This is a genomic window from Paenibacillus sp. 2KB_22, from assembly GCF_052115745.1.
Classification (GTDB): Bacteria; Bacillota; Bacilli; order Paenibacillales; family Paenibacillaceae; genus Paenibacillus.
The window spans coordinates 725,174-744,631 of record NZ_JBFRHG010000001.1; the positions used below are offsets into that span (position 1 = coordinate 725,174).

Sequence of the window (19,458 nt, forward strand, 5' to 3'; positions counted from 1 at the left end):
TGTGGAATTGGAGGAGATTTGTTTTATTTAAGCACAAACGAAAACAGCCCCCGAACAGGACAAAACCTGTCGGAGGCTGCGCTCTAATTTATATCCATATCACATTACGATTCTTCCGTGTATTGAGGTTTGGACACATTATCCGGAACCGTTTCGTCAAAAACATCCTGACCCGGATAATCCCGTATTTCTCCCTCGTGAAGCTCATGATTTTCATAATCAAAACGATGTGCGGACCTTTGATCCACCCGCCACGGAGAACTTTTCCCGAGAGACTCGGATAACAGAGATGAACCGTAAGGACCCTCCGGGAATTCTTCAAGAGTGATATCGTTTCGCTGCGACTCCACCGTAGACACATCGGTATATTCTTGTCGTTCTTCACGCAAAAACTTATCTTTCATCGTTCGTCCCTCCTGATCCGCTTCCAGATGATCCACACACACTTATTGTGAGCAAGGTCAAATGCATTTATGCATGATCTTTGGAAAACACTGCGTTAATGATTCTAAACCAACATCTGATCTGCCACCTGATCCATTACTGGATCCATCACGATCATCATCGCCATCACAATTGGCGAACCCATACTAATAGTACAAAACCAATGAGGCCAGCCATGCTAATCCAGGTATCACGCTTGGACCATACCAATAACGAAGAACGTGCTCCAAGCATAGAATGTTCTCTAACTTTACGCATTTCCATCGCAATGGTCATATCCTCTGCACGTTGGAACAGCGCCATTAACAAGGGAATCACCATTGGACCCAAATCACGAATCCGCACGGTATTTGGTCTTAAAGCTACCTTTCCACGTGCCCGTACGATCAGCGAGAATCGCTGCCACTCACTCCAGATCATTGGGATAAATCGAAAGATTAACGATACAGCAAGAGCAAACGAAGCTACGGGCAGCCTGATTTTTTTGCCGATCCCGAGTACCCAGTTCAGCCCTTCTACCATTCGCCCATAAGGCGTCGTCAGTGAAAACCATAAACTTGCCAACGTGACGATAAACAAACGATAGACATTCAGCAAAGTGCCCTCTGCCTGCATCAGGGAAAAGCCAAAGTGCAGACCTCCTCCCTCTGTTGAAAGGGTTGTTCCAGATAGCGCCGTTGATATGATGAAAAAAAATAACAGTGGCTTCATTAGCTTCATGCATCCAGCTAAAGTCTGACGCGGAAGCACAGCAAGCGCGGCCACGACCGGCATCAGTGTTAACGTTAATCCCAACCAGCGCTGTTGCAGCATCGCTGCGGTGACAAGCAAAATATATAAAATCCATTTCAGACGCGGGTCCATCACGCCATATAGTCCACCTGAATGAGTCAATGTGTTTGGAAGAAGCTTTGGATTGGCCCCTTCTATATTCTCAATCACATCGTCGCTCTCTGCCACCGTAATTGCTGCTCCCATCGCCGCTTTTGATTCGTTCCGTAAGCCCACCTCAACTAACGTAGACTGAACAATACTTTCCGACATCTCCTCTGGCGTCATCCCGGTAAAAGACAGATCAAAACCCGCAACCCTCATCTGCTGTGCTAGTCGCATCGAAGGTGGCAGTCCGATCCCTGTCTGCTCCAGCAATTCAGGCCTATCGTGAAGTTCTCGCGGCGTAAGATCGGCGATTAGGCGACCTTCCTGCAATAACAATACCCGATCCGCACAAGGCAAAAATGTATCCAGATCATGGGTTGCTACCACGCACCCACCACCTGTCTGACGATGTTGCTCCAATGCATCCAGCAAAAGCCCGACACTTTGCCCTTCCAAACCAGCGCTCGGCTCATCCAGCAGAAGCCAGTGTGGGTTGGTCACCATTCCGAGTGCAAGACCTAGTCTGCGCTTCTCTCCCCCACTTAGGGCAAATGGCGACCTGTCCAGATGAAAACGTCGTTCCAACTCCGGAGATATTGGCGGGTCCCATTGGTTCACTGCTTTCGTAATCTGCTCTTGTTGCTGGCTCTCGGAGAGTCGATAAGGACGCAGGGAATATATGAATTCTCGCTGAATATTTCGGGCAAACAGTTGTTGTTCCGGAAATTGAAATACCAGACCCATTTGCAATAAAATCGACTGTTTCACTTTTCCTTCTTTCCAGAAAGGCATGCCATCTATCGTAATACTGCCTGCATCTGGAGGTTTCAGGCCAGCCAGCGTCTGTAGTAAAGTTGTTTTTCCTGAACCCGTACAGCCCAGCAGCAACGTGATTTCCCCACTGTTCAACTGAATATTTATATCTTCAAGCAGTGCACGTCTGCTCGATTCCGATCCTTCTATGCTTATATTGGTTAATTCGATCTCCAACTTGCGACCTCCTTAGCCAATTGTTCGGGCCTTAGTGGCATGGCTTCTGGACTCATGCCTTTTTTGTACTTGAGCAATAACGCAGTCTTTACAGTGAACGGAGGGTCCAGCCCTAATCGTTCACAGGGAGATAGCTGCTCTTTTTTCAGAATAGTCTTCTCATTCTTCTCTGTTTCATAGAAAAAGGACTCAGACTTCCCGTCGTAAACACAACGCCCTCGGTCAATAGCAATAATTCGATCACACAAGGTTGCTTCTTCCAGATGATGCGTAATCCAGATTACCGTTGTCCCCCGCTGGGTGATCTTCTGAACGGTGGCCTCAATGCGGTCTCTTGCTCCGGGATCAAGCATGGCTGTTGGCTCATCCAGAATCAATACGTCTGGTTTGGCCGCGAGCGCTACGGCAATATTAAGCAGTTGTTTCTGTCCACCCGATAACTGTGAGATGGCCATATCCGGGGGATATTGAAGTCCTACGGTATGTAAGGCGTCCTTCCTTTGCTCCAATTGTTCTTCTACAGTATTCATGAATGGTGACAATGCATAATGAAATTCCTCTTCAATCGTGTCCCCCAATACCTGTGCATCCGGTTGCTGCAATACCCCCCGAACTGTAAGTTCACCTGAGATATTCCGCACCCCTCCCGATAGTGGAATGAATCCGATGAGTAGCCCGGCAAGCGTACTTTTCCCACTGCCATTCGCCCCAACAATACTAATCCATTCTCCTTGATGAAGCGTAAAGGAGACACCATCCAGTGCTTTCCTCACTTGACCATCTTCGGAAGCATAATGCACTCGGACATCTTCTAATGTAATGATAGGCAGGTTGTCTTGCATTTTAAATTAGTCCTTTCCCTTTCTATTTCTATGTGGTAAGATCCTGATTGTTAACCACATTTATTAACTTGGTTAACAATCATATTACCAAAATGGAGAGGATTGTTCAAACATGAAATTATCTTTACGAGGCATTGTATTCAGCGCACTTATGGCCGCAATATTAGTACTTTTTGGTTACATAAGCATTCCTATTGGCTTCTCCCCTGTACCGATAACATTACAAACCTTGGCTGTCATGTTGGCTGGGGGATTGCTTGGCCCACTATATGGTTTCCTAAGCGTTACGATGGTTGTTCTGCTCACTGCGCTTGGTTTCCCTTTACTGCACGGGACAGGAGGACTTGCGGTGCTTCTTGGGCCTACCGGAGGATATGTGATGATGTGGCCAATCTCCGCATTATTGATCGGACTGCTCCTTGCACGTATCAACATCAAAGGTGTCACAGGATTTATTCTCGCTTTTATCATATTCGAACTATTTGGTTCACTACTCGTATATGTATCGGGTGTCCCTTGGCTTGCTTATGCTTACAAAATGGACCTACCTGAGGCCATGATTCAAGGGTTTTATCCTTACATTATTGGGGATCTGATTAAAGCTGTATTTGCCACGATCATCATCGCCCCAGTTCGCATGGTATTCCCACCTCAACGTCTCACAGGTAACATGCATTCAACGGTTGTAAAAGCGGAATCTTAATAGAAGCTACATATCCTATTAGATCACGAGCCTCCATATTCTCAAACAAAAACAGCCAAAATCAGTGGCTGTTTTTGTTACTTCTCTTCCTCTAAGGTTGTTCTGTCATCGTAGTGTCCAGTGTAAATATTCTTTAGTTCAACTTATATAGTCACCTGAAGCAATCGCCGATCTGAAATCTGAAATTGTTGATCCGCTGTATGTTCAATAAACCTCTGATCATGAGATACATAGAGAATCGTTCCTTCATACGCCTTGATAAAACGCTCCAACGCTTCCAATGCATGCATATCCAGAAAATTCGTCGGCTCATCCAACAATAGAATGTTATATTGTCCAAGAAACAAGTGACATAATTGAAGACGAATCGCTTCTCCTCCACTTAATGCCCCAACACTCTTGAGCAAGTCATTGCCTGTAAACTGCATCGCGTGCAACGCACTTCTCAGCTCTGATTCCTCATATTCCGTACGATTTTTCAGGAATTGTAATACAGTTTCTTTCGTCGTGAAACGATAACTCATTTGCTGAAAATAACCGAGTTTTGCTTTTGGAGACATCGTAATATGATCTCCAGCACGGTAAACATGGTTAAGCAATGTGCTTTTCCCGCTACCATTGGCTCCGGTTATCGCTATTTTTTGTTTTAGTGGAATTTGAAAACTTACATCCTCCAACAATATGTTTCCTTCCACCTCAAGCGTAAGGCGATCTGCCATAATTGGAAATCGGTTGCGCAGCTCCAATGTTTTCGGCTGACGGAAGATAATTGGCCGATCCTGCTGTACCGCACTCACCTCTTGAAGTTGTTGCATTCGTTGTTCAATCGCTTTAGCGGCACGATGCACTGCTTTTTGACTGGTACCTTTGGATTTGGTTTCAAACATGCGGTTTGCTTTTGCCTTGGATTCTTTTTTGGACATGCTTCCGGCCTGTGTTATTTTCTCGGCTTTCTTCATCTTTTCCCGGGCGGCCAGCTCCAATCTTCTTTTCTCCTTGGAAAATTGTTCATGTGCCAGGTTCTGCTGTTCACGCTCCAGCCTCTTCTGTTCCTGATAGTCGCTATAGTTACCAGAATATACGTGTACTTCTCCCTGATGAATTTCCCAGATCGTGGTCACCAGTTCATCCAGAAGCGCACGGTCATGACTAATCAGCACGATTGCCCCATAGTAATAACGCAATTCATCCAGTAAAAATGTAATGCCCTCTTGGTCCAGATGGGTTGTTGGTTCATCCAGCAACAATACTTCGTGGTAATGAGTGAACATCTGAGCCAGTTTTAGACGTGTTTGTTCTCCGCCACTCCATGTCTTAGCATGTTGAGGCACCGCTAATTTGCTGAGTAAAGCGCCGTCAACTTCCAGATTTTCGTTAGGTTGGGGTGGTTCTACTTGTTCCAAATAACCAAACTCAATGTAACGTTTTACTTTTCCGGCTGTCGGCTGGATCTGTCCCGCCATGAGTTTCAACAACGTACTTTTACCCTGACCATTACCACCCACTATACCGATGCGATCCAGTTGATGCACGGCCAGTCGCTCAATGTTCAACACTACTTTATCCATATAGGTCATCTCAACCTGCTCTAATTCAAAACATATCTTTTCCATATTCGCTACCTCCGAAATAAGATTTATTTCGTATCGATAGCGAAGCACATTTCTATCGATACGAGCTTATCGTGCCAGCTCGTATCAATAGAACAGTAACGTCATCATAGCGGTTACCTCCTGTAGTCTCAACTGAACATCATGTCTGATCAAATTAATGATAAGTAAAACAAAAAATCACAGGCCAAGGCCTGTGATTCAATGTAAACGGGAAAACAAGTTAAACCATGTATATAAGGTCAGGATGATTGAAAATGACAGACTGGTCCCGCTTACTCTGAACGAACCGTCAGAGCCTTTGAACGTATTCAATTACCGATTCAAAGGAAGGAAACGCAATCTCATCGCGTGTGTCATGTTCAATAATCCACCTTTCATTATCATGTAATAGAAGTACATTTCTAATTATAATTTTCCAATTCCACCATGTCAACGGAACCAACAATACTCTAATTCATTGAATTTGTATTGATTCTATTTTATTACTCTCCCTTTCCACTGTTCAACTTCAATAGAAGTTCCTGGCTATCAACCTGACCTGTAGCCTGCGGAATGACTTCCTCGTAGTTGGCGGAATTCGTTACGATAATAGGCGTCACCGTATGATAACCGGCGGCCTTAATCTGCGCAATATCGAATTCTAGCAACAAGTCTCCCGCTTGAACCCGATCCCCTTCTTTGATATGTGAAACAAAATGTTGTCCATCCAGCTTGACCGTATCTACGCCAACGTGAACCAATATTTCAGCACCGGTGTCTGATACTACAGCCAAGGCATGTTTTTTCTTGAATGCAACGGTAACTGTACCGTCGAATGGCGCTACCACTCTGCCCACAGCTGGCTCAATCGCAATCCCTTTACCCATTGCTCCCGATGCAAATGCCGGATCTGGAACTTCCGACAATTCCACGATCGTTCCCTGAATTGGGCTAAATACTTCTTCGTCTGAAGCATTCATTGTACGGGCAGGTTGCTGAGCAGATGACGTAGAATCGGATTTTGTTTCTTCTTCTTCAACCGGATCTTTGAAGCCCATGATGTACGTCAGTACAGCCGAAACGACAAAGGATACTACGATACCCAGAATCAATCCTGGGAAGCCTTGCCCACCTGGTCCGTAGAAGATTGGCAATGTCAGCAGTCCCGGTGCGCCGGATGCAAATGCCAATGTACCCGCTTGACCAATAATAGCTCCACCAACTGCACCACCGATAACTCCTGCAATGAATGGACGTTTCAGTGGTAATGTTACCCCGTAGATGGCCGGTTCCGTAATACCGAACAAAGCCGTCAACGTGGATGATCCCGCCAGCGTTTTCAGTTTTTTGTTCTTGGTTTTCAACATAACCCCAAAAGCAGCACCCGTTTGAGCAAAGATTGAAGCTGTCGCAGCCGGTTTAACACCATCCTGTCCATACACTGCAACGTTGTTGATAAATACCGGAATCAAGCCCCAGTGTATTCCGAAGATAACGAGCAGCTGCCAGCTTGCACCCATAACGGCTCCTGCGAGCAATGGACTGAATCCAAATGCGGCAACCAGTCCAGCTGCAATTCCATTACCAACGTAGACACCAAATGGTCCGAATACCAACAGTGTCAGAGGTACCATAATCACTAGCAAAAACAATGGTGTAACAAAGTTTTTCACGCTATCGTGAAGTGTTTTATTAAAGAGCTTTTCCAATTTGCTCATGACAATGACAGCTAAAATGATAGGAATAACCGTCGATGAATAGTTCATCAGAATAACAGGAATACCGAAGAAATCCGTTGGTGTACCCTCTGCTTTCAACGTGACGATGGATGGATAGATGAGTGCTCCCGCGATCGTCATCGCTACAAACATATTTCCCTGGAATTTACGTGCTGTTGTAACCGCTAACAACAGAGGCAGGAAGTAGAAGAGACTATCTGCTGCTGCATACAGGATCGTATAAGTTGTTTCTGTCGTTTCCAGCCATCCGATATTGCTTGCAATCAACAATAACCCTTTTAGAATACCGGCTCCCGCCATAACACCCAGAAGTGGAGCAAAGATGCTGGAAATGATATCAATGATACCGCCAATCCCCTTGGCTTTTTTGCCCGGTTTTTCTTTGTTTGACGAATCATCCAGAATGTTGCTGATCTGTCCAATGGCATTATAGACTTCAGGTACCTTGTTACCAACAACAACCTGAAACTGACCTCCATTTTCTTTGACTGCAATGATGCCTTCTGTTTTCTCCAGTTTGGCTTTGTCTGCCTTGGCATCGTCCTTCAATACAAATCGTAACCGTGTTGCACAATGAACAAGCGATTCCACATTCTTCTCACCGCCGACCAGTTCTACAATCTCTTTGGCCAGTTTCTCGTGACTCATAATCTGCACCCCCACTTTTTCTCAAACAGGCCTCTTACCGATTTTTTTGCACACAAAAAACCTAAGCCTTGAGTAAGGGGGCACAATGGTCCTGACCTTCTCATGACTTAGGTTTTGCCTGCATAACCAGTAACAATCCCAGTTAAATCGTATTCAATTCCTGTTAATCACATATTATTATAATTAAACCATTTTTGTCAACATTTAAATATTATCGATTAACTACTCGTTCGATATGAACCGTCAGATACAACTTTTCTTCATTGGTCAGCTCATGGTTGTACTCTTTTTTGACAAACAACTCAATCTTCTCCGCACACGCTGCGGCATCAGGATGTTTCTCCTTAATCATGTCGTAGAAATGATCATAGTTGTTGTCGTAATGCGTACCACTGAGCACTCTCTGAGAGAAAAACTTCAAATGTGTAATAAAGCGAAAATAACTAAGAGAATCCTCATCAAATTCCATTTTGAAATGATATTTCGCTATATTAATAATTTGCTGAATAAACTTAGTAATGTTCATCGTTGTAATGACTTCTTCGTTCATCTCTGCGTTGACAATATGAAGGGCAATAAACGCGGCTTCATCTGGTGGAAGCTCAATATTCATGCGGGTGTTGATCTGTTCCAGCGTCCTCAGACCCAGCTCAAATTCGGGCTTGTACAACTGTTTGATCTCCCACATTAATGCGTTCTTGATCTCCACGCCTTCCCGATAACGTTCGATTGCGAAGTTAATATGATCCGTAAGGGACACATAGATGTTCTCATTGAGCTTTCGGCCCAGATTCTCACGCGCATACGTGATGATCTCTTCCACAATTTCAATCAGTTCCATCGGAACTTCACGCAGCAGCATTTTGAAATTATCGGATGTCTGTTTGTTTTTCAATGCAAATACTTTCTGGATGCGGGTCTCGTCTACTTTATCCCCCGGCTTTTTCTTAAAGGCAATCCCACGTCCCATCACCACAAGCTCTGCTCCATCGGCCTGATAGATGCTAATGACGTTATTGTTGATAACCTTTGCTATTTTCACTTCAATCCCCCCGTCACGTTCCACTCTCTTGGCAGTTATACATCGTCTTTTGGGCATACAAAAAAAACCTGAAGCATCACAAAACAAACAAGACATGGCAGTCTGCTTTTTTGGGTGCTTAGGTTTTGCCTACTTCGTGTAGTAACAATCCCAGAAACGATATAATTGCGTCAAGTATAGCGCGAACCCGACGATATGTCAACGCTTTCAATGCGGGGACAATCGGAAGTTCCATGGTTATATAAATTGAACTAGAGAATATTTACACTAGCTACTCCGATGACAGAACAACCTTCAGATCGCTGTTATCCCCAGATTTTTCGATTCCCTTTTTAAAAGGGAAAATCCGGTGATAAAGGCGAGTTCATGCTTACGAAGTTGCTTTCCATTGAAAGCTTTTAGCTTTGCTTCTCCAACTTTTTCTGTCCTCTTCGTTTTGTGTAAATGTTTATTTCAATTTATATAGATGAAACTTCCGATGTTTTATTGCCGTACAAGACCATTTTAATTCAGAAAAATATAAACTACTCGTCGCCCAGATTTGTCCCGTTCGATTCGATTACATTTTTATACCAATCAAAACTCTTCTTCTTCAGTCGTGTCAGTTCACCATGACCTTCATTATCACGATCCACATAAATGTAGCCATAACGCTTTCTCATCTCACCTGAGGATGCACTTACAATATCAATAGGTCCCCAACTGGTGTAACCGATGATGTTGACCCCATCCTGAATGGCCTCACCTATTTCGGCTACATGTCGTTTTAAGTAATCAATCCGGTACGCATCATCCACTTCACCTTCCGGGGTAACCACATCATTGGCACCAAATCCATTCTCAACGACAAACAGCGGTTTCTGATAACGGTCATGTAATTGATTGGCGGTAATACGGAATCCTTTGGGATCAATCGTCCATCCCCATTCGGACTTCGCCAGATATGGATTGGCTACCGAGCCAAATACATTGCCACTGGTCATATTTTTGACGACTTCAGGATCGGTACTGGTTGTACGACTTGAATAGTAGCTGAACCCGATATAATCTACCGTATGATTTTTCAAGATTTCTGCATCTTCCGCCTGCATAACGATATTTAATTCGTGGTCCTTGAAGAAACGTTTGGCGTAACCCGGATATTCCCCACGTGACTGCACATCGATGAAGAAATAGGACTCTCTATCTTTTTCCATACCCTGGAACACATCTTCCGGATTACAGGTATACGGATAGAAGCTTCCTGCCGCAAGCATACAACCAATCATGGCACCAGGGATAATCTCATGACATGCTTTGACTGCTAATGCACTTGCAACCAATTGGTGGTGAGCAGCTTGATATTGAATTTCCTTGATGTTATCCCCTTCATTGAACGCCAGTCCCGCCCCAAGGAACGGAAGATGAAGCAACATGTTGATCTCGTTAAATGTCATCCAGTATTTCACCTTGTCTTTGTACCGTGTGAATACCGTTGTAGCGTACGTCTCGAATAATGTTACCAGTTCACGACTTCTCCAGCTGCCATACTTCTCGATCAGGTGTACAGGTACATCGAAGTGAGCTAGTGTAACGACAGGTTCAATGCCATTCTTCAATAATTCATCAAACAGGTTATCGTAAAATTGCAATCCTGCTTCATTCGGCTGTGCATCTTCTCCTGTCGGGAAAATCCGTGCCCAGGCAATGGAGACACGCAGTGCCTTGAATCCCATTTCGGCAAACAGAGCAATATCTTCAGGGTAACGGTGATAAAAATCGATCGCTTCATGTGAAGGATAGAACTCGTTAGCGAGCGGCGTAAAAGCCGGAACATGACCTTTCATAATGCTCCTGCGGTTCTCTCCGGTTGGCAGCAAGTCAACAATACTCAGCCCTTTGCCATCTTCCAGATACGCGCCCTCCGCCTGATTCGCAGCAATTGCTCCACCCCATAGAAAATCTGTAGGAAATTTAAAATTCGTCATCATCATTCTCCTCCCAAATATGTAATTCAGCTATCCGCTCAAATCGTTAGAATATTAAAAAGACAAAATATTTAAGTTGAACTGCATAATTACACATAAACGGAGAGGACAGAAAAAATCTGGAGAAGCGAAGTGTTCGCCTTTATCACCGGATTTCCCCTTTAAAAAAGGGATCAAAAAATCTGGGGATAACAGCGATTGGAAGATTGTTCTGGCCGCGCAGTCGTCTCGTGTAAAATCGGTTGTTCAACTTAAATAGAAAAAACCCGAACCAGCCTGGGTACACGATTACGTGTAAACAAGCCAGCTCAGGTTATGCCCATATCGGTAACATTCCCAGATCACAATTATGCGGATTGGATAAAACTTTAGCAAGAATCAGAACGGTTGTCAACTTCTTGAAAACCGGTTTAACGAAGAAATGCCCATTACGATATTTGATAAAATGCAGCACACGTCCCTCCAAGAATCATCTGTTGATCTGACACAGATAAGGAATGAATGTGAGACTTAATGAGACCGTATACATCAGAATACGAAGCCGCAAGGTTGCTCACTGGCCAATCGGACCCAAACATTAACCGTTCAGCACCAAAGGCTTCTATGGCGATGTTCAGAAAGGATGTAAAGTCACTCGGAGTCCAATTTGCCCAATCTGCTTCAGTCACTATTCCCGAAAGTTTGCAGTATGCATTTGGTTGGGCGGCCAATGACTCCAGTGCTTCTTGCCATGGTGAGAGTATACCTGATTTTATGTCGGGTTTGGCCAGATGATCAAGTACAAATCGTTGTTCAGGAAACGCTTTAACCAATTCAACGGCATAAGGCAGTTGCTCCTTAGATACCAACAGATCATAGGCCAAATCATACTCTTTGAGCAATGAAATCCCGCGCTGAAAGTCTTCTCTCAATACATACTGAAGATCAGGTTCATCCTGTATGACATGACGCACACCCTTCAGAACCGGATTGGACGCGAGCAGTTCAAGCTGATTTCGAACATCTTCCGAACAAAGATCCACCCATCCGACCACACCTTTGATAAACTCGTATTGGTCTGCCAGTTCCAGAAGCCACTGGGTTTCTGTCAGTGATTGTCTCGCTTGCACTGCAATGCATCCGTCCATCCCCGATTGTGCTAATATAGGTTCCAGATCTTGTGGGTTAAAAGACTGACGAATGGCTTTCATCTCTTCCCCAATCCATCCATACTCGGCGATATTGTATTCCCAGAAATGTTGATGTGCATCCAGCTTCATTTTACATTCCTCCAAGGGTATATGAATCTAATTATTGTTAGAATCAATTATATCATCACAATTCCAAATAAAATCATTATCTTTACACAATCTACTAGCTAAACCAAATCACTAATTATCACATGAGTTTTATTTCAATTGTGCAGGTATCCCCCTATATATAATCATGATATATTAAGTTCCGAAAACGCTTTCAATACATAATTCGGTGGTGATCCCATTTTTGAACAAGTCATGATTTGGTTTGAGTTGAGCTCCATTTTCACAGTTGCTTAACTTCTATTCAAGTTCAACCATTCTAACTGAAGGAGATTATGTTGATGAAAAAAAATCGTAAATCGGTCCTCTCTCTTACACTTGTAACTGCCATGATTCTGTCTCTGTTCTCTTCGGCTGTCGCTTCCGCTGCAACAGACAACAGTGAACAGGCCCGTACCTCAACCGCGCCAAGCAAAATGCAGGCATATGTGAACGCCATGGAGCCTGGCTGGAATCTGGGTAACTCTCTGGATGCCGTTGGTGAGGATGAGACAGCATGGGGCAATCCGCGCATTACGAAGGAACTGATTCAATCGATCGCAAGTGAGGGTTACAACAGTATTCGTATTCCTGTGACCTGGGAAGCTCACATCGGTGACGCACCCGACTATACAATTGATTCCGCTTACATGAACCGGGTTCAAGAAGTAGTGAACTGGGCCCTCGATGCCGATCTCTATGTCATGATCAATCTTCACCATGACTCCTGGCGCTGGATCAGTTACATGGAGAAAGACCATGACAACGTGCTTGCACGGTACAACGCAGCTTGGACTCAGATTGCGGACAAGTTCAAAGATGCATCCGACAAGCTCATGTTCGAAAGTGTTAACGAACCCCGCTTCTCCGAAGGTGGCACAACAGATGCGGCTATTGGATATAGCATGCTGGACGAATTAAATACTTCGTTTCACAAGATTGTAAGGACTTCGGGTGGAAACAATGATACACGTCCACTTGTCCTTCCGACGATGCATACCTCTTCTGCTCAACCGGATCTGGATGCCTTGAACAAGACCATTCAAAAATTGAATGATCCCAATATTATTGCAACCGTTCACTATTACGGGTTCTGGCCATTCAGTGTGAATATTGCAGGATACACCAAATATAACGAGGAAGTCCAGAAAGACATTACCGATACATTCGATCGGGTATATAATGCTTTTACAGCCAAAGGCATTCCGGTTATTGTCGGTGAGTATGGCTTGCTTGGTTTTGACCAGCACACAGGTGTCATTGAACAAGGAGAAAAGCTGAAATTCTTCGAATTCGTTGGGCAATATCTGCGTCAAAAACAGATGACAACCATGTTATGGGACAACGGACAGCACTTTGGACGCACAAGCTTTACTTGGTCTGATCAGGAACTATTTGATACGATGAAAGCAAGCTGGACAGGTCGCTCATCCACAGCTGAAACGGACCTCGTATATCTTAAACAAGATGAAGCCATTCAAGATAAAAAAGTAAAACTTAATCTGAATGGCAACAAATTCAATTCTTTGAAGAATGGCACTACCCCACTTGTTAGAGGTAAAGACTACACGATCAGAAAAGATGTACTCACGTTAAAGTCCAATCTGTTAACCAAATTGACAGCCTCTGATGATTTAGGCGTACATGCCACACTTACAGCAGGATTCAACCAAGGTGCCGACTGGAACTTTAACATCATTAAATATGACACGCCTAAGTTAAACGGTACAACAGGTACAACCAGTGAATTTGCCATTCCAACTACGTTTAACGGCAACCAACTGGCAACGATGGAAGCGACATATGCAAACGGAGAGAACGCCGGTCCACAGAACTGGACTTCGTTCAAAGAGTTCTCCTACACATTCAGCCCAGATTACGAACGTCATGTGATCGAGTTAAAACCTAACTTCTTTAATGAAACGAAGGATGGCGAAGTCACCCTCAAGTTCCACTTCTGGAATGGAGATGTGATTACCTACAAAATCACGAAAAATGGAACCAGTGTTGTTGGCGTAGCTTCATAATAGTTATAGGGATTCCTAACTCAATCTATTTCCCATCGGAATCACGAAACGTTCTGTCCAGAGCAATCGGCTCGGACAGAACGTTTTTCCTTTGACTCAGAAATTCCGTATCCATTATGAATGACCGTTCACAATAAAAACGAAACATCCCCACTCTGGCTATGAATGACATACGTTGCACCAAGCCCCTTATATACAAGACCTACTGGAGCCTTGTTACTGGAAACGACATAAAGCTGTTGCGGGTACCAGCTGTGACACAACTGGATATCCTCGCAACACTGAGGCAGATTATTCTCGAACACAAATGCATTGGAGACGATATATTCGGGACGAGTCTGTTGTATCCCTTCCGTTATTTGAATATAACGCAAAGGAACTGTCCCAAGTGTTAGAAGTTGTTCTCGTTCCTCTTCACTGTGTACAAGCACAACGAAGGCTAACCCCTTTTTCAATAATACATCCACGAAATTCATCCCCGCTGGACTGTGCCCTGCTGATACAACAATCATTGCCTCATCCATTGCTGTCTACCTCGCCTTCAATCAGATCCTGCATATTTCGTTTCAAATACGTTATGTGCGAATCATAGTCCTCTATCTGCCTTTCTGCAATTGAGCAGTATCCGATTCTGCACTTTTCTGATTGATTCCAGACCGTAATCCTGTTCATATCTTGTATAATCCACTCTTTACTCTATAATTCTCCATATTTCTCGATCAATCATAAGCGATTATAGAAACCGGATTAACCGGGCCATAATCGCAGATATATCTCTTGTTAATCGCTTACACGTAGAGATTTAAAGCAAAAAAGTCTTCAAAACACCTATATTTCACCCTTGGATTATTTTACTTCATGCTCGTTTGATCGTAATATCATCGGCAGGACAACGATAACAATAAGCTTATTTAGCTATGGAGGTTGAACGGCGTGATTGCAAGTTGTGATGTGGGCATACAGCGAGAGATGAGTGCTGATCCTATAATCAGTTCAATGGAGATTATCCGATACGATATGCAGAGATTGCCATGCCTTGAGACCGATCAAGCAACCTGCTACTGTGGATTATTCAAGATCTCATGCGGGGAGACACATGGATTCGCTGAATTTAAACTATCTGAAGGAGCTTACCCTACAGATCTTGTACACTGGGCTTCGGTGTTCAGAGTGTTAAATGGCATGCAGCCCAATCAGGCCATACGTCATATCGAGCAACAACGAGAAATCTGGGGAAACGAACGTGTCCTGTTTGTGGAGGAAGCTGTCCGTAATCTATTGTTCAACCTGGAGAAACGAAATGATGGCTCCTCGAAATTGAGTCGGGAAGAAATCCGTGCTTTTCTGATGCAATATGCGCTGACGTATTATTCCTTTTGAAATTATTTTTTGGGGTGAAAAACAATAGAAAAAGGCAAAGGAACCTGATGATACATTCAAGTTCCCTTTGCCTTTTATGATTAGTACTTTAATGAGCCATGTAGTAATACATCTCTATTTCAAACGATCAATTATTGAGGTTCATTGAACTTCACAATAAGTATTGCTTCCCCATTGGCTTGCACACGACCAGTTGAGGTTGCAGCAACATTTGTTATTGCTTCATTCCCGCTTGGAATCAGCACAGGTGTTATCAACGGCAGACCCGCAGCCTGAATGACATCCATGTCGAATTCAATTAATAATTGTCCTGCAGTTACACGATCTCCGCTATTCACATGCGCGGTAAAACCGTTTCCTTTTAGTCCAACTGTATTAATTCCGATATGAACCAGCATCTGTACACCTGTCTCATGCTCCAGAATCACCGCATGTTTACTCTTGTTCATGACATGTGCGATGACACCATCAAACGGTGTGTACACTTTACCTTCTGATGGCTCAATGGCAATGCCCTCACCCATATGTTTTTCAGAGAACGCCGGATCAGGAACCTGTTCCAAAGCAACGACGGTACCATTCATCGGCGAAGCGATTTCGAGCAGATCTACCTTAGGACGATTGCTTATAACAGCATCGGTAACTGAATTAGCGCGCGGATTAGAATCCACTGCATGAACGTCAACTGATGATACTCCACTGTTGTCATGGCTCAACGATTCCTCTGCAATCGGTTGATCCTTATATCCGAAGAACCAGGTAAGTGCAAAGGCAATGGCCATGGCAACCACGTTGGACAAGATATACAACGGCAGTTGGCTGTTGAGATAGAGCAATGTTCCGGGAATAACCGTTACTGCCATGCCTGTACCTTGCAGATGGAACAGGGAAGCGATGAAACCACCCACACCACCACCAACCAGTCCCATAATAAATGGTTTCATGTAACGCAAGTTAACTCCGAAGATGGCTGGCTCGGTAATGCCCAGAAATGCGGACAAGGAAGAAGGTAATGCGAGTGCTTTGAGTTTCATATTTTTGGTCTTCAGACCGACAGCGAGACAAGCCGCTCCTTGTGCTGCCATGGCGCAGGTAATGATGGCGTTGAACGGATTAAATCCCGTTTTCTCCAGTAGTTGAATCTCCAGAAAATTAAAGATGTGATGTACACCGGTAACGACAATAATCTGATGGAAGAATCCAATGATTATACCTGCGATGCCAAACGGAAGATCCAATACGGCAGTTGTTCCATGCAGTACCCACTCTTCTAGGGAATGGAATACGGGACCAATCGCGAATAGTCCAAGCGTAATCATGACTGTTAACGTAATAAAAGGAGTCAGAATCAAGTCCAGTGCCTCAGGTACACGTCTTCTTAATACCTTTTCAAACTTGGCTCCAATCAAACCTACAAAGAACGCAGGCAGAACCGATCCCTGATAACCCACGACAGGTATAAAACCGAACATATGCAGCGGCTGTGCTGATCCATCTGCCACCGCGTAAGCATTGGGTAATGCCGGATTGACCAGCATTAGCCCCAGTACGATACCTAGTACCGGACTTCCGCCAAATACGCGGAATGCGGACCACGCTACAAGTGCAGGTAGAAATGCAAAGGCCGTATCCGTCAGGATTTGAGTGAATAACAGGAAATTGGCCGAAATATCATCCGGTGTTGCACCGAACAACGCCAGAATTTCATTTTGAGTAAGTAATCCGCGCAATCCCATGAACAGTCCGGTAGCTACCAGAACGGGAATGATGGGTACAAATACGTCACCAAACGTGCGGATAGCCCGTTGAAAAGCATTGCCTTCCTTTTTTCCCTGACTCTTCACATCATCCTTGGATGATCCTTCGATTCCCAGCTTCTCAACCTCTTCAAAGATTCGATTCACCGTTCCCGTACCAAAGATAATCTGATATTGACCCGAGTTGAAAAAGGCGCCTTTCACCTTCTCGATGTTCTCGACCGTTTTCTGATCAATCTTTTCTTTATCTTTCACCATGATGCGAAGGCGTGTTGCACAATGTGCAAATGATGCGATATTCTCTTTGCCCCCGATGGCATGAATGACTTCCTGGGCAATGCGTTGATTCTCCGACATGTTATCTCATTCCTCTCACGTAATACTTAATAATGCCATTGTGTTGCTTCAAAATCAGCTTTGCCTCCGCGTGCAAAGAAACGAATATCCACGCTGTCCCGGCTTGGGAAAATCCGGCTGGTAAAGACCTCTTCCCCATCGTTCACAAAAACCTCGACTGAAGATGCATCTACGAACAGATGGAACTTAATCACTTCCGCAGTAAGTGTGCACTGTCGTACAACGCCATTCTGCTCTGCCAGCTCGGCACCAGACATCGTCCGATCCAGAATAACTTTCTGCTGAATCCGATCATACAGAAGAATCGTTTTCTCAGTTCGACTTGCACGGAATTCGATGCCCACCATCTCTGCATCTACTTGGCTTATCTCACAGATCAGCTCAAAGGAAATTCCCTTCAAACCAGTGAAAGATCGACTCTCATGGTCAATCGTTGCGCGAATATGCGTGCCTTCCTCCTGCTGACGCAATTGGATCATTTCAGCAACCGGTTGTTGAATTAACTTCCCGTCTCGTAGTGTCAACTGCCGAGGAATGGTCAGGCAATGTGCCCAACCGTTATCATCTGTCGGATACGCCAGATCGGGAAGCCCCATCCAACCAACAAGAATACGTCTTCCGTCCGGGCCCTGCATGGTTTGCGGAGCATAGAAGTCAAATCCACGATCCAACTCCTGAAATTCACCATGATTGAACTCTCTCGTCTGGAGATCGAGCGGCTCACCGATCAGATAACCGGACTGAAAAATATTCTGATAATGATCTTCCGCAGCATCTAAGCCTTGTGGGGAAAAAACAAGTACACCTTTCCCGTCCATCTCCATATAATCCGGGCACTCCCACATGTAACCAAAGGAGGTTAGCTGCGTACGAATTTCACCAAGAAACTCCCAGTTGTTCAGATCAATGGAGCGATACAGTACCGTACATCCCGTCTCGTCTGTTCTCTGCGCACCAATTACACAATAATATGTGTCTCCTTGTTGCCACACCTTGGGATCTCTGAAGTGTTCGGTGTATCCGGCTGGTACAGACGAGATTACGGGATAATTCAATTTGGTTACTGAACCGCTTTCATCCATGACTGCCAAGCATTGATACGGATGTCTGACCCAAGCCTCATCCCTCGTATTGCCTGTGTACAGCAAGTGCAGGTTGCCGTCTTTTTCAATCGCACTGCCGGAATAAGCTCCGTGTGAGTCATATCTGCCACCCGGTTCGATTCCAATCCCGATATTTTCCCAGTTCACCAGATTGTTCGAGCGGGTATGATACCAATATTTCATGCCGTGTTCTGTTCCAAGTGGAAACCACTGATAGAACAGATGATAATAGCCTTTATAATATACAAAGCCGTTAGGATCATTAAGCAGACCTGTTATCGGCTGAATGTGATAACTCTGTCTCCATGAACATACGGATATCTGTGCTTCAAGCTTTGCAATCTCTCCAGGCTCTGCTTGTTCAATTCGTCTGTAGCGTTGCTCTCTAGTCATTTTCATAGCTGTTCTCCATTCTCGCTTATATAAGTTAGACCAAGAAACTTCACACTGGGACTACGATGGCAGAACAATCCTCCGATCGCTGTTATCCCCAGATTTCCTGATCCCTTATCTAAAGGGTGAAATCCGGTGATAAAGGCGAACACTCCGTTTCTTCAGATTTTTTCTGCCCTCTCCGTCATGTTTATTTCTTATTTAACTTATACGAAAATCAAATTATAGGAACCGGTTCCATTGATCGCAAAAAAATAATTCCATTTGGCATGAATGCCTGCCCGTGTTCGCATATCCGTATTGGATATCCACTATGGA

Annotated in this window: 14 protein-coding genes; 3 read left to right on the top strand and 11 right to left on the bottom strand. The window is 44.3% G+C overall.

Going from position 1 to position 19,458, the window contains the following annotated elements; translation table 11 throughout:
- Nucleotides 1-104: 104 nt before the first annotated feature.
- The 3 genes from AB4111_RS03000 to AB4111_RS03010 form a co-directional block, all read right to left on the bottom strand.
- Entirely contained in the window at nt 105-404 is a 300-nt protein-coding gene (locus tag AB4111_RS03000; RefSeq protein WP_421889185.1) for a hypothetical protein, read from the bottom strand.
- A 166-nt stretch (nt 405-570) separates the two neighbouring features.
- Nucleotides 571-2,313, bottom strand: a complete 1,743-nt coding sequence (locus tag AB4111_RS03005) for an ATP-binding cassette domain-containing protein (protein WP_442030362.1) — start codon at nt 2,311-2,313, stop codon at nt 571-573.
- Entirely contained in the window at nt 2,298-3,155 is an 858-nt protein-coding gene (locus AB4111_RS03010) for an energy-coupling factor ABC transporter ATP-binding protein (RefSeq protein WP_442030364.1), read from the bottom strand. Before AB4111_RS03010 ends, AB4111_RS03005 begins: the two co-directional genes overlap by 16 nt.
- A 112-nt stretch (nt 3,156-3,267) precedes the next feature.
- Here AB4111_RS03010 and AB4111_RS03015 point away from each other — a divergent pair, with 112 nt between their 5' ends.
- Complete coding sequence (locus AB4111_RS03015) at nt 3,268-3,858, top strand: biotin transporter BioY (RefSeq protein WP_442030366.1); 591 nt, start codon at nt 3,268-3,270, stop codon at nt 3,856-3,858.
- A gap of 143 nt (nt 3,859-4,001) precedes the next feature.
- Here AB4111_RS03015 and AB4111_RS03020 read toward each other — a convergent pair whose 3' ends face one another.
- From AB4111_RS03020 to AB4111_RS03040, 5 genes are all read right to left on the bottom strand, one after another.
- Nucleotides 4,002-5,471 (bottom strand): Msr family ABC-F type ribosomal protection protein, encoded by a 1,470-nt coding sequence (locus AB4111_RS03020; RefSeq protein WP_442030368.1) that lies wholly within the window; start codon nt 5,469-5,471, stop codon nt 4,002-4,004.
- A 482-nt stretch (nt 5,472-5,953) separates the two neighbouring features.
- Nucleotides 5,954-7,837 (bottom strand): beta-glucoside-specific PTS transporter subunit IIABC, encoded by a 1,884-nt coding sequence (locus AB4111_RS03025; RefSeq protein ID WP_442030370.1) that lies wholly within the window; start codon nt 7,835-7,837, stop codon nt 5,954-5,956.
- 211 nt (nt 7,838-8,048) lie between these two features.
- Complete coding sequence (gene licT, locus AB4111_RS03030; RefSeq protein ID WP_442030372.1) at nt 8,049-8,879, bottom strand: BglG family transcription antiterminator LicT; 831 nt, start codon at nt 8,877-8,879, stop codon at nt 8,049-8,051.
- 524 nt (nt 8,880-9,403) lie between these two features.
- A complete protein-coding gene (locus AB4111_RS03035) occupies nt 9,404-10,846 on the bottom strand; it encodes a 6-phospho-beta-glucosidase (RefSeq protein ID WP_442030374.1) in 1,443 nt (480 codons plus the stop codon).
- A 428-nt stretch (nt 10,847-11,274) separates the two neighbouring features.
- The gene (locus AB4111_RS03040) at nt 11,275-12,105 is read right to left on the bottom strand and encodes an amidohydrolase family protein (RefSeq protein WP_442030376.1); all 831 of its coding nucleotides are present in this window, start codon (nt 12,103-12,105) and stop codon (nt 11,275-11,277) included.
- Nucleotides 12,106-12,422: 317 nt separating this feature from the next.
- Between AB4111_RS03040 and AB4111_RS03045 the strand changes: the two genes are divergently transcribed.
- Complete coding sequence (locus tag AB4111_RS03045; protein WP_442031564.1) at nt 12,423-14,150, top strand: cellulase family glycosylhydrolase; 1,728 nt, start codon at nt 12,423-12,425, stop codon at nt 14,148-14,150.
- A gap of 128 nt (nt 14,151-14,278) precedes the next feature.
- Here AB4111_RS03045 and AB4111_RS03050 read toward each other — a convergent pair whose 3' ends face one another.
- Nucleotides 14,279-14,674 carry a hypothetical protein gene (locus tag AB4111_RS03050; RefSeq protein WP_442030378.1) on the bottom strand — a complete coding sequence of 132 codons (396 nt, stop codon included), beginning with the start codon at nt 14,672-14,674 and terminating at the stop codon, nt 14,279-14,281.
- 409 nt (nt 14,675-15,083) lie between these two features.
- Between AB4111_RS03050 and AB4111_RS03055 the strand changes: the two genes are divergently transcribed.
- Nucleotides 15,084-15,530: a hypothetical protein gene (locus tag AB4111_RS03055; protein ID WP_442030380.1), complete on the top strand. Its 447-nt coding sequence runs from the start codon at nt 15,084-15,086 to the stop codon at nt 15,528-15,530.
- Nucleotides 15,531-15,661: 131 nt separating this feature from the next.
- Here the strand turns inward: AB4111_RS03055 and AB4111_RS03060 are convergent, their stop codons facing one another.
- Both AB4111_RS03060 and AB4111_RS03065 read right to left on the bottom strand, forming a co-directional pair.
- Nucleotides 15,662-17,644, bottom strand: a complete 1,983-nt coding sequence (locus tag AB4111_RS03060) for a sucrose-specific PTS transporter subunit IIBC (RefSeq protein ID WP_442030382.1) — start codon at nt 17,642-17,644, stop codon at nt 15,662-15,664.
- A gap of 26 nt (nt 17,645-17,670) precedes the next feature.
- A complete protein-coding gene (locus tag AB4111_RS03065) occupies nt 17,671-19,146 on the bottom strand; it encodes a glycoside hydrolase family 32 protein (RefSeq protein WP_442030384.1) in 1,476 nt (491 codons plus the stop codon).
- Between the last annotated feature and the right edge of the window lie 312 nt (nt 19,147-19,458).

What these genes read in the sequence shown, in the direction of transcription:
- AB4111_RS03000 (WP_421889185.1), bottom strand. Translation starts at nt 404, where the DNA reads ATGAAAGATAAGTTTTTGCGTGAAGAACGACAAGAATATACCGATGTG.
- AB4111_RS03010 (WP_442030364.1), bottom strand. Translation starts at nt 3,155, where the DNA reads ATGCAAGACAACCTGCCTATCATTACATTAGAAGATGTCCGAGTGCAT.
- AB4111_RS03015 (WP_442030366.1), top strand. Translation starts at nt 3,268, where the DNA reads ATGAAATTATCTTTACGAGGCATTGTATTCAGCGCACTTATGGCCGCA.
- AB4111_RS03020 (WP_442030368.1), bottom strand. Translation starts at nt 5,471, where the DNA reads ATGGAAAAGATATGTTTTGAATTAGAGCAGGTTGAGATGACCTATATG.
- AB4111_RS03025 (WP_442030370.1), bottom strand. Translation starts at nt 7,837, where the DNA reads ATGAGTCACGAGAAACTGGCCAAAGAGATTGTAGAACTGGTCGGCGGT.
- AB4111_RS03035 (WP_442030374.1), bottom strand. Translation starts at nt 10,846, where the DNA reads ATGACGAATTTTAAATTTCCTACAGATTTTCTATGGGGTGGAGCAATT.
- AB4111_RS03040 (WP_442030376.1), bottom strand. Translation starts at nt 12,105, where the DNA reads ATGAAGCTGGATGCACATCAACATTTCTGGGAATACAATATCGCCGAG.
- AB4111_RS03050 (WP_442030378.1), bottom strand. Translation starts at nt 14,674, where the DNA reads ATGGATGAGGCAATGATTGTTGTATCAGCAGGGCACAGTCCAGCGGGG.
- AB4111_RS03060 (WP_442030382.1), bottom strand. Translation starts at nt 17,644, where the DNA reads ATGTCGGAGAATCAACGCATTGCCCAGGAAGTCATTCATGCCATCGGG.
- AB4111_RS03065 (WP_442030384.1), bottom strand. Translation starts at nt 19,146, where the DNA reads ATGAAAATGACTAGAGAGCAACGCTACAGACGAATTGAACAAGCAGAG.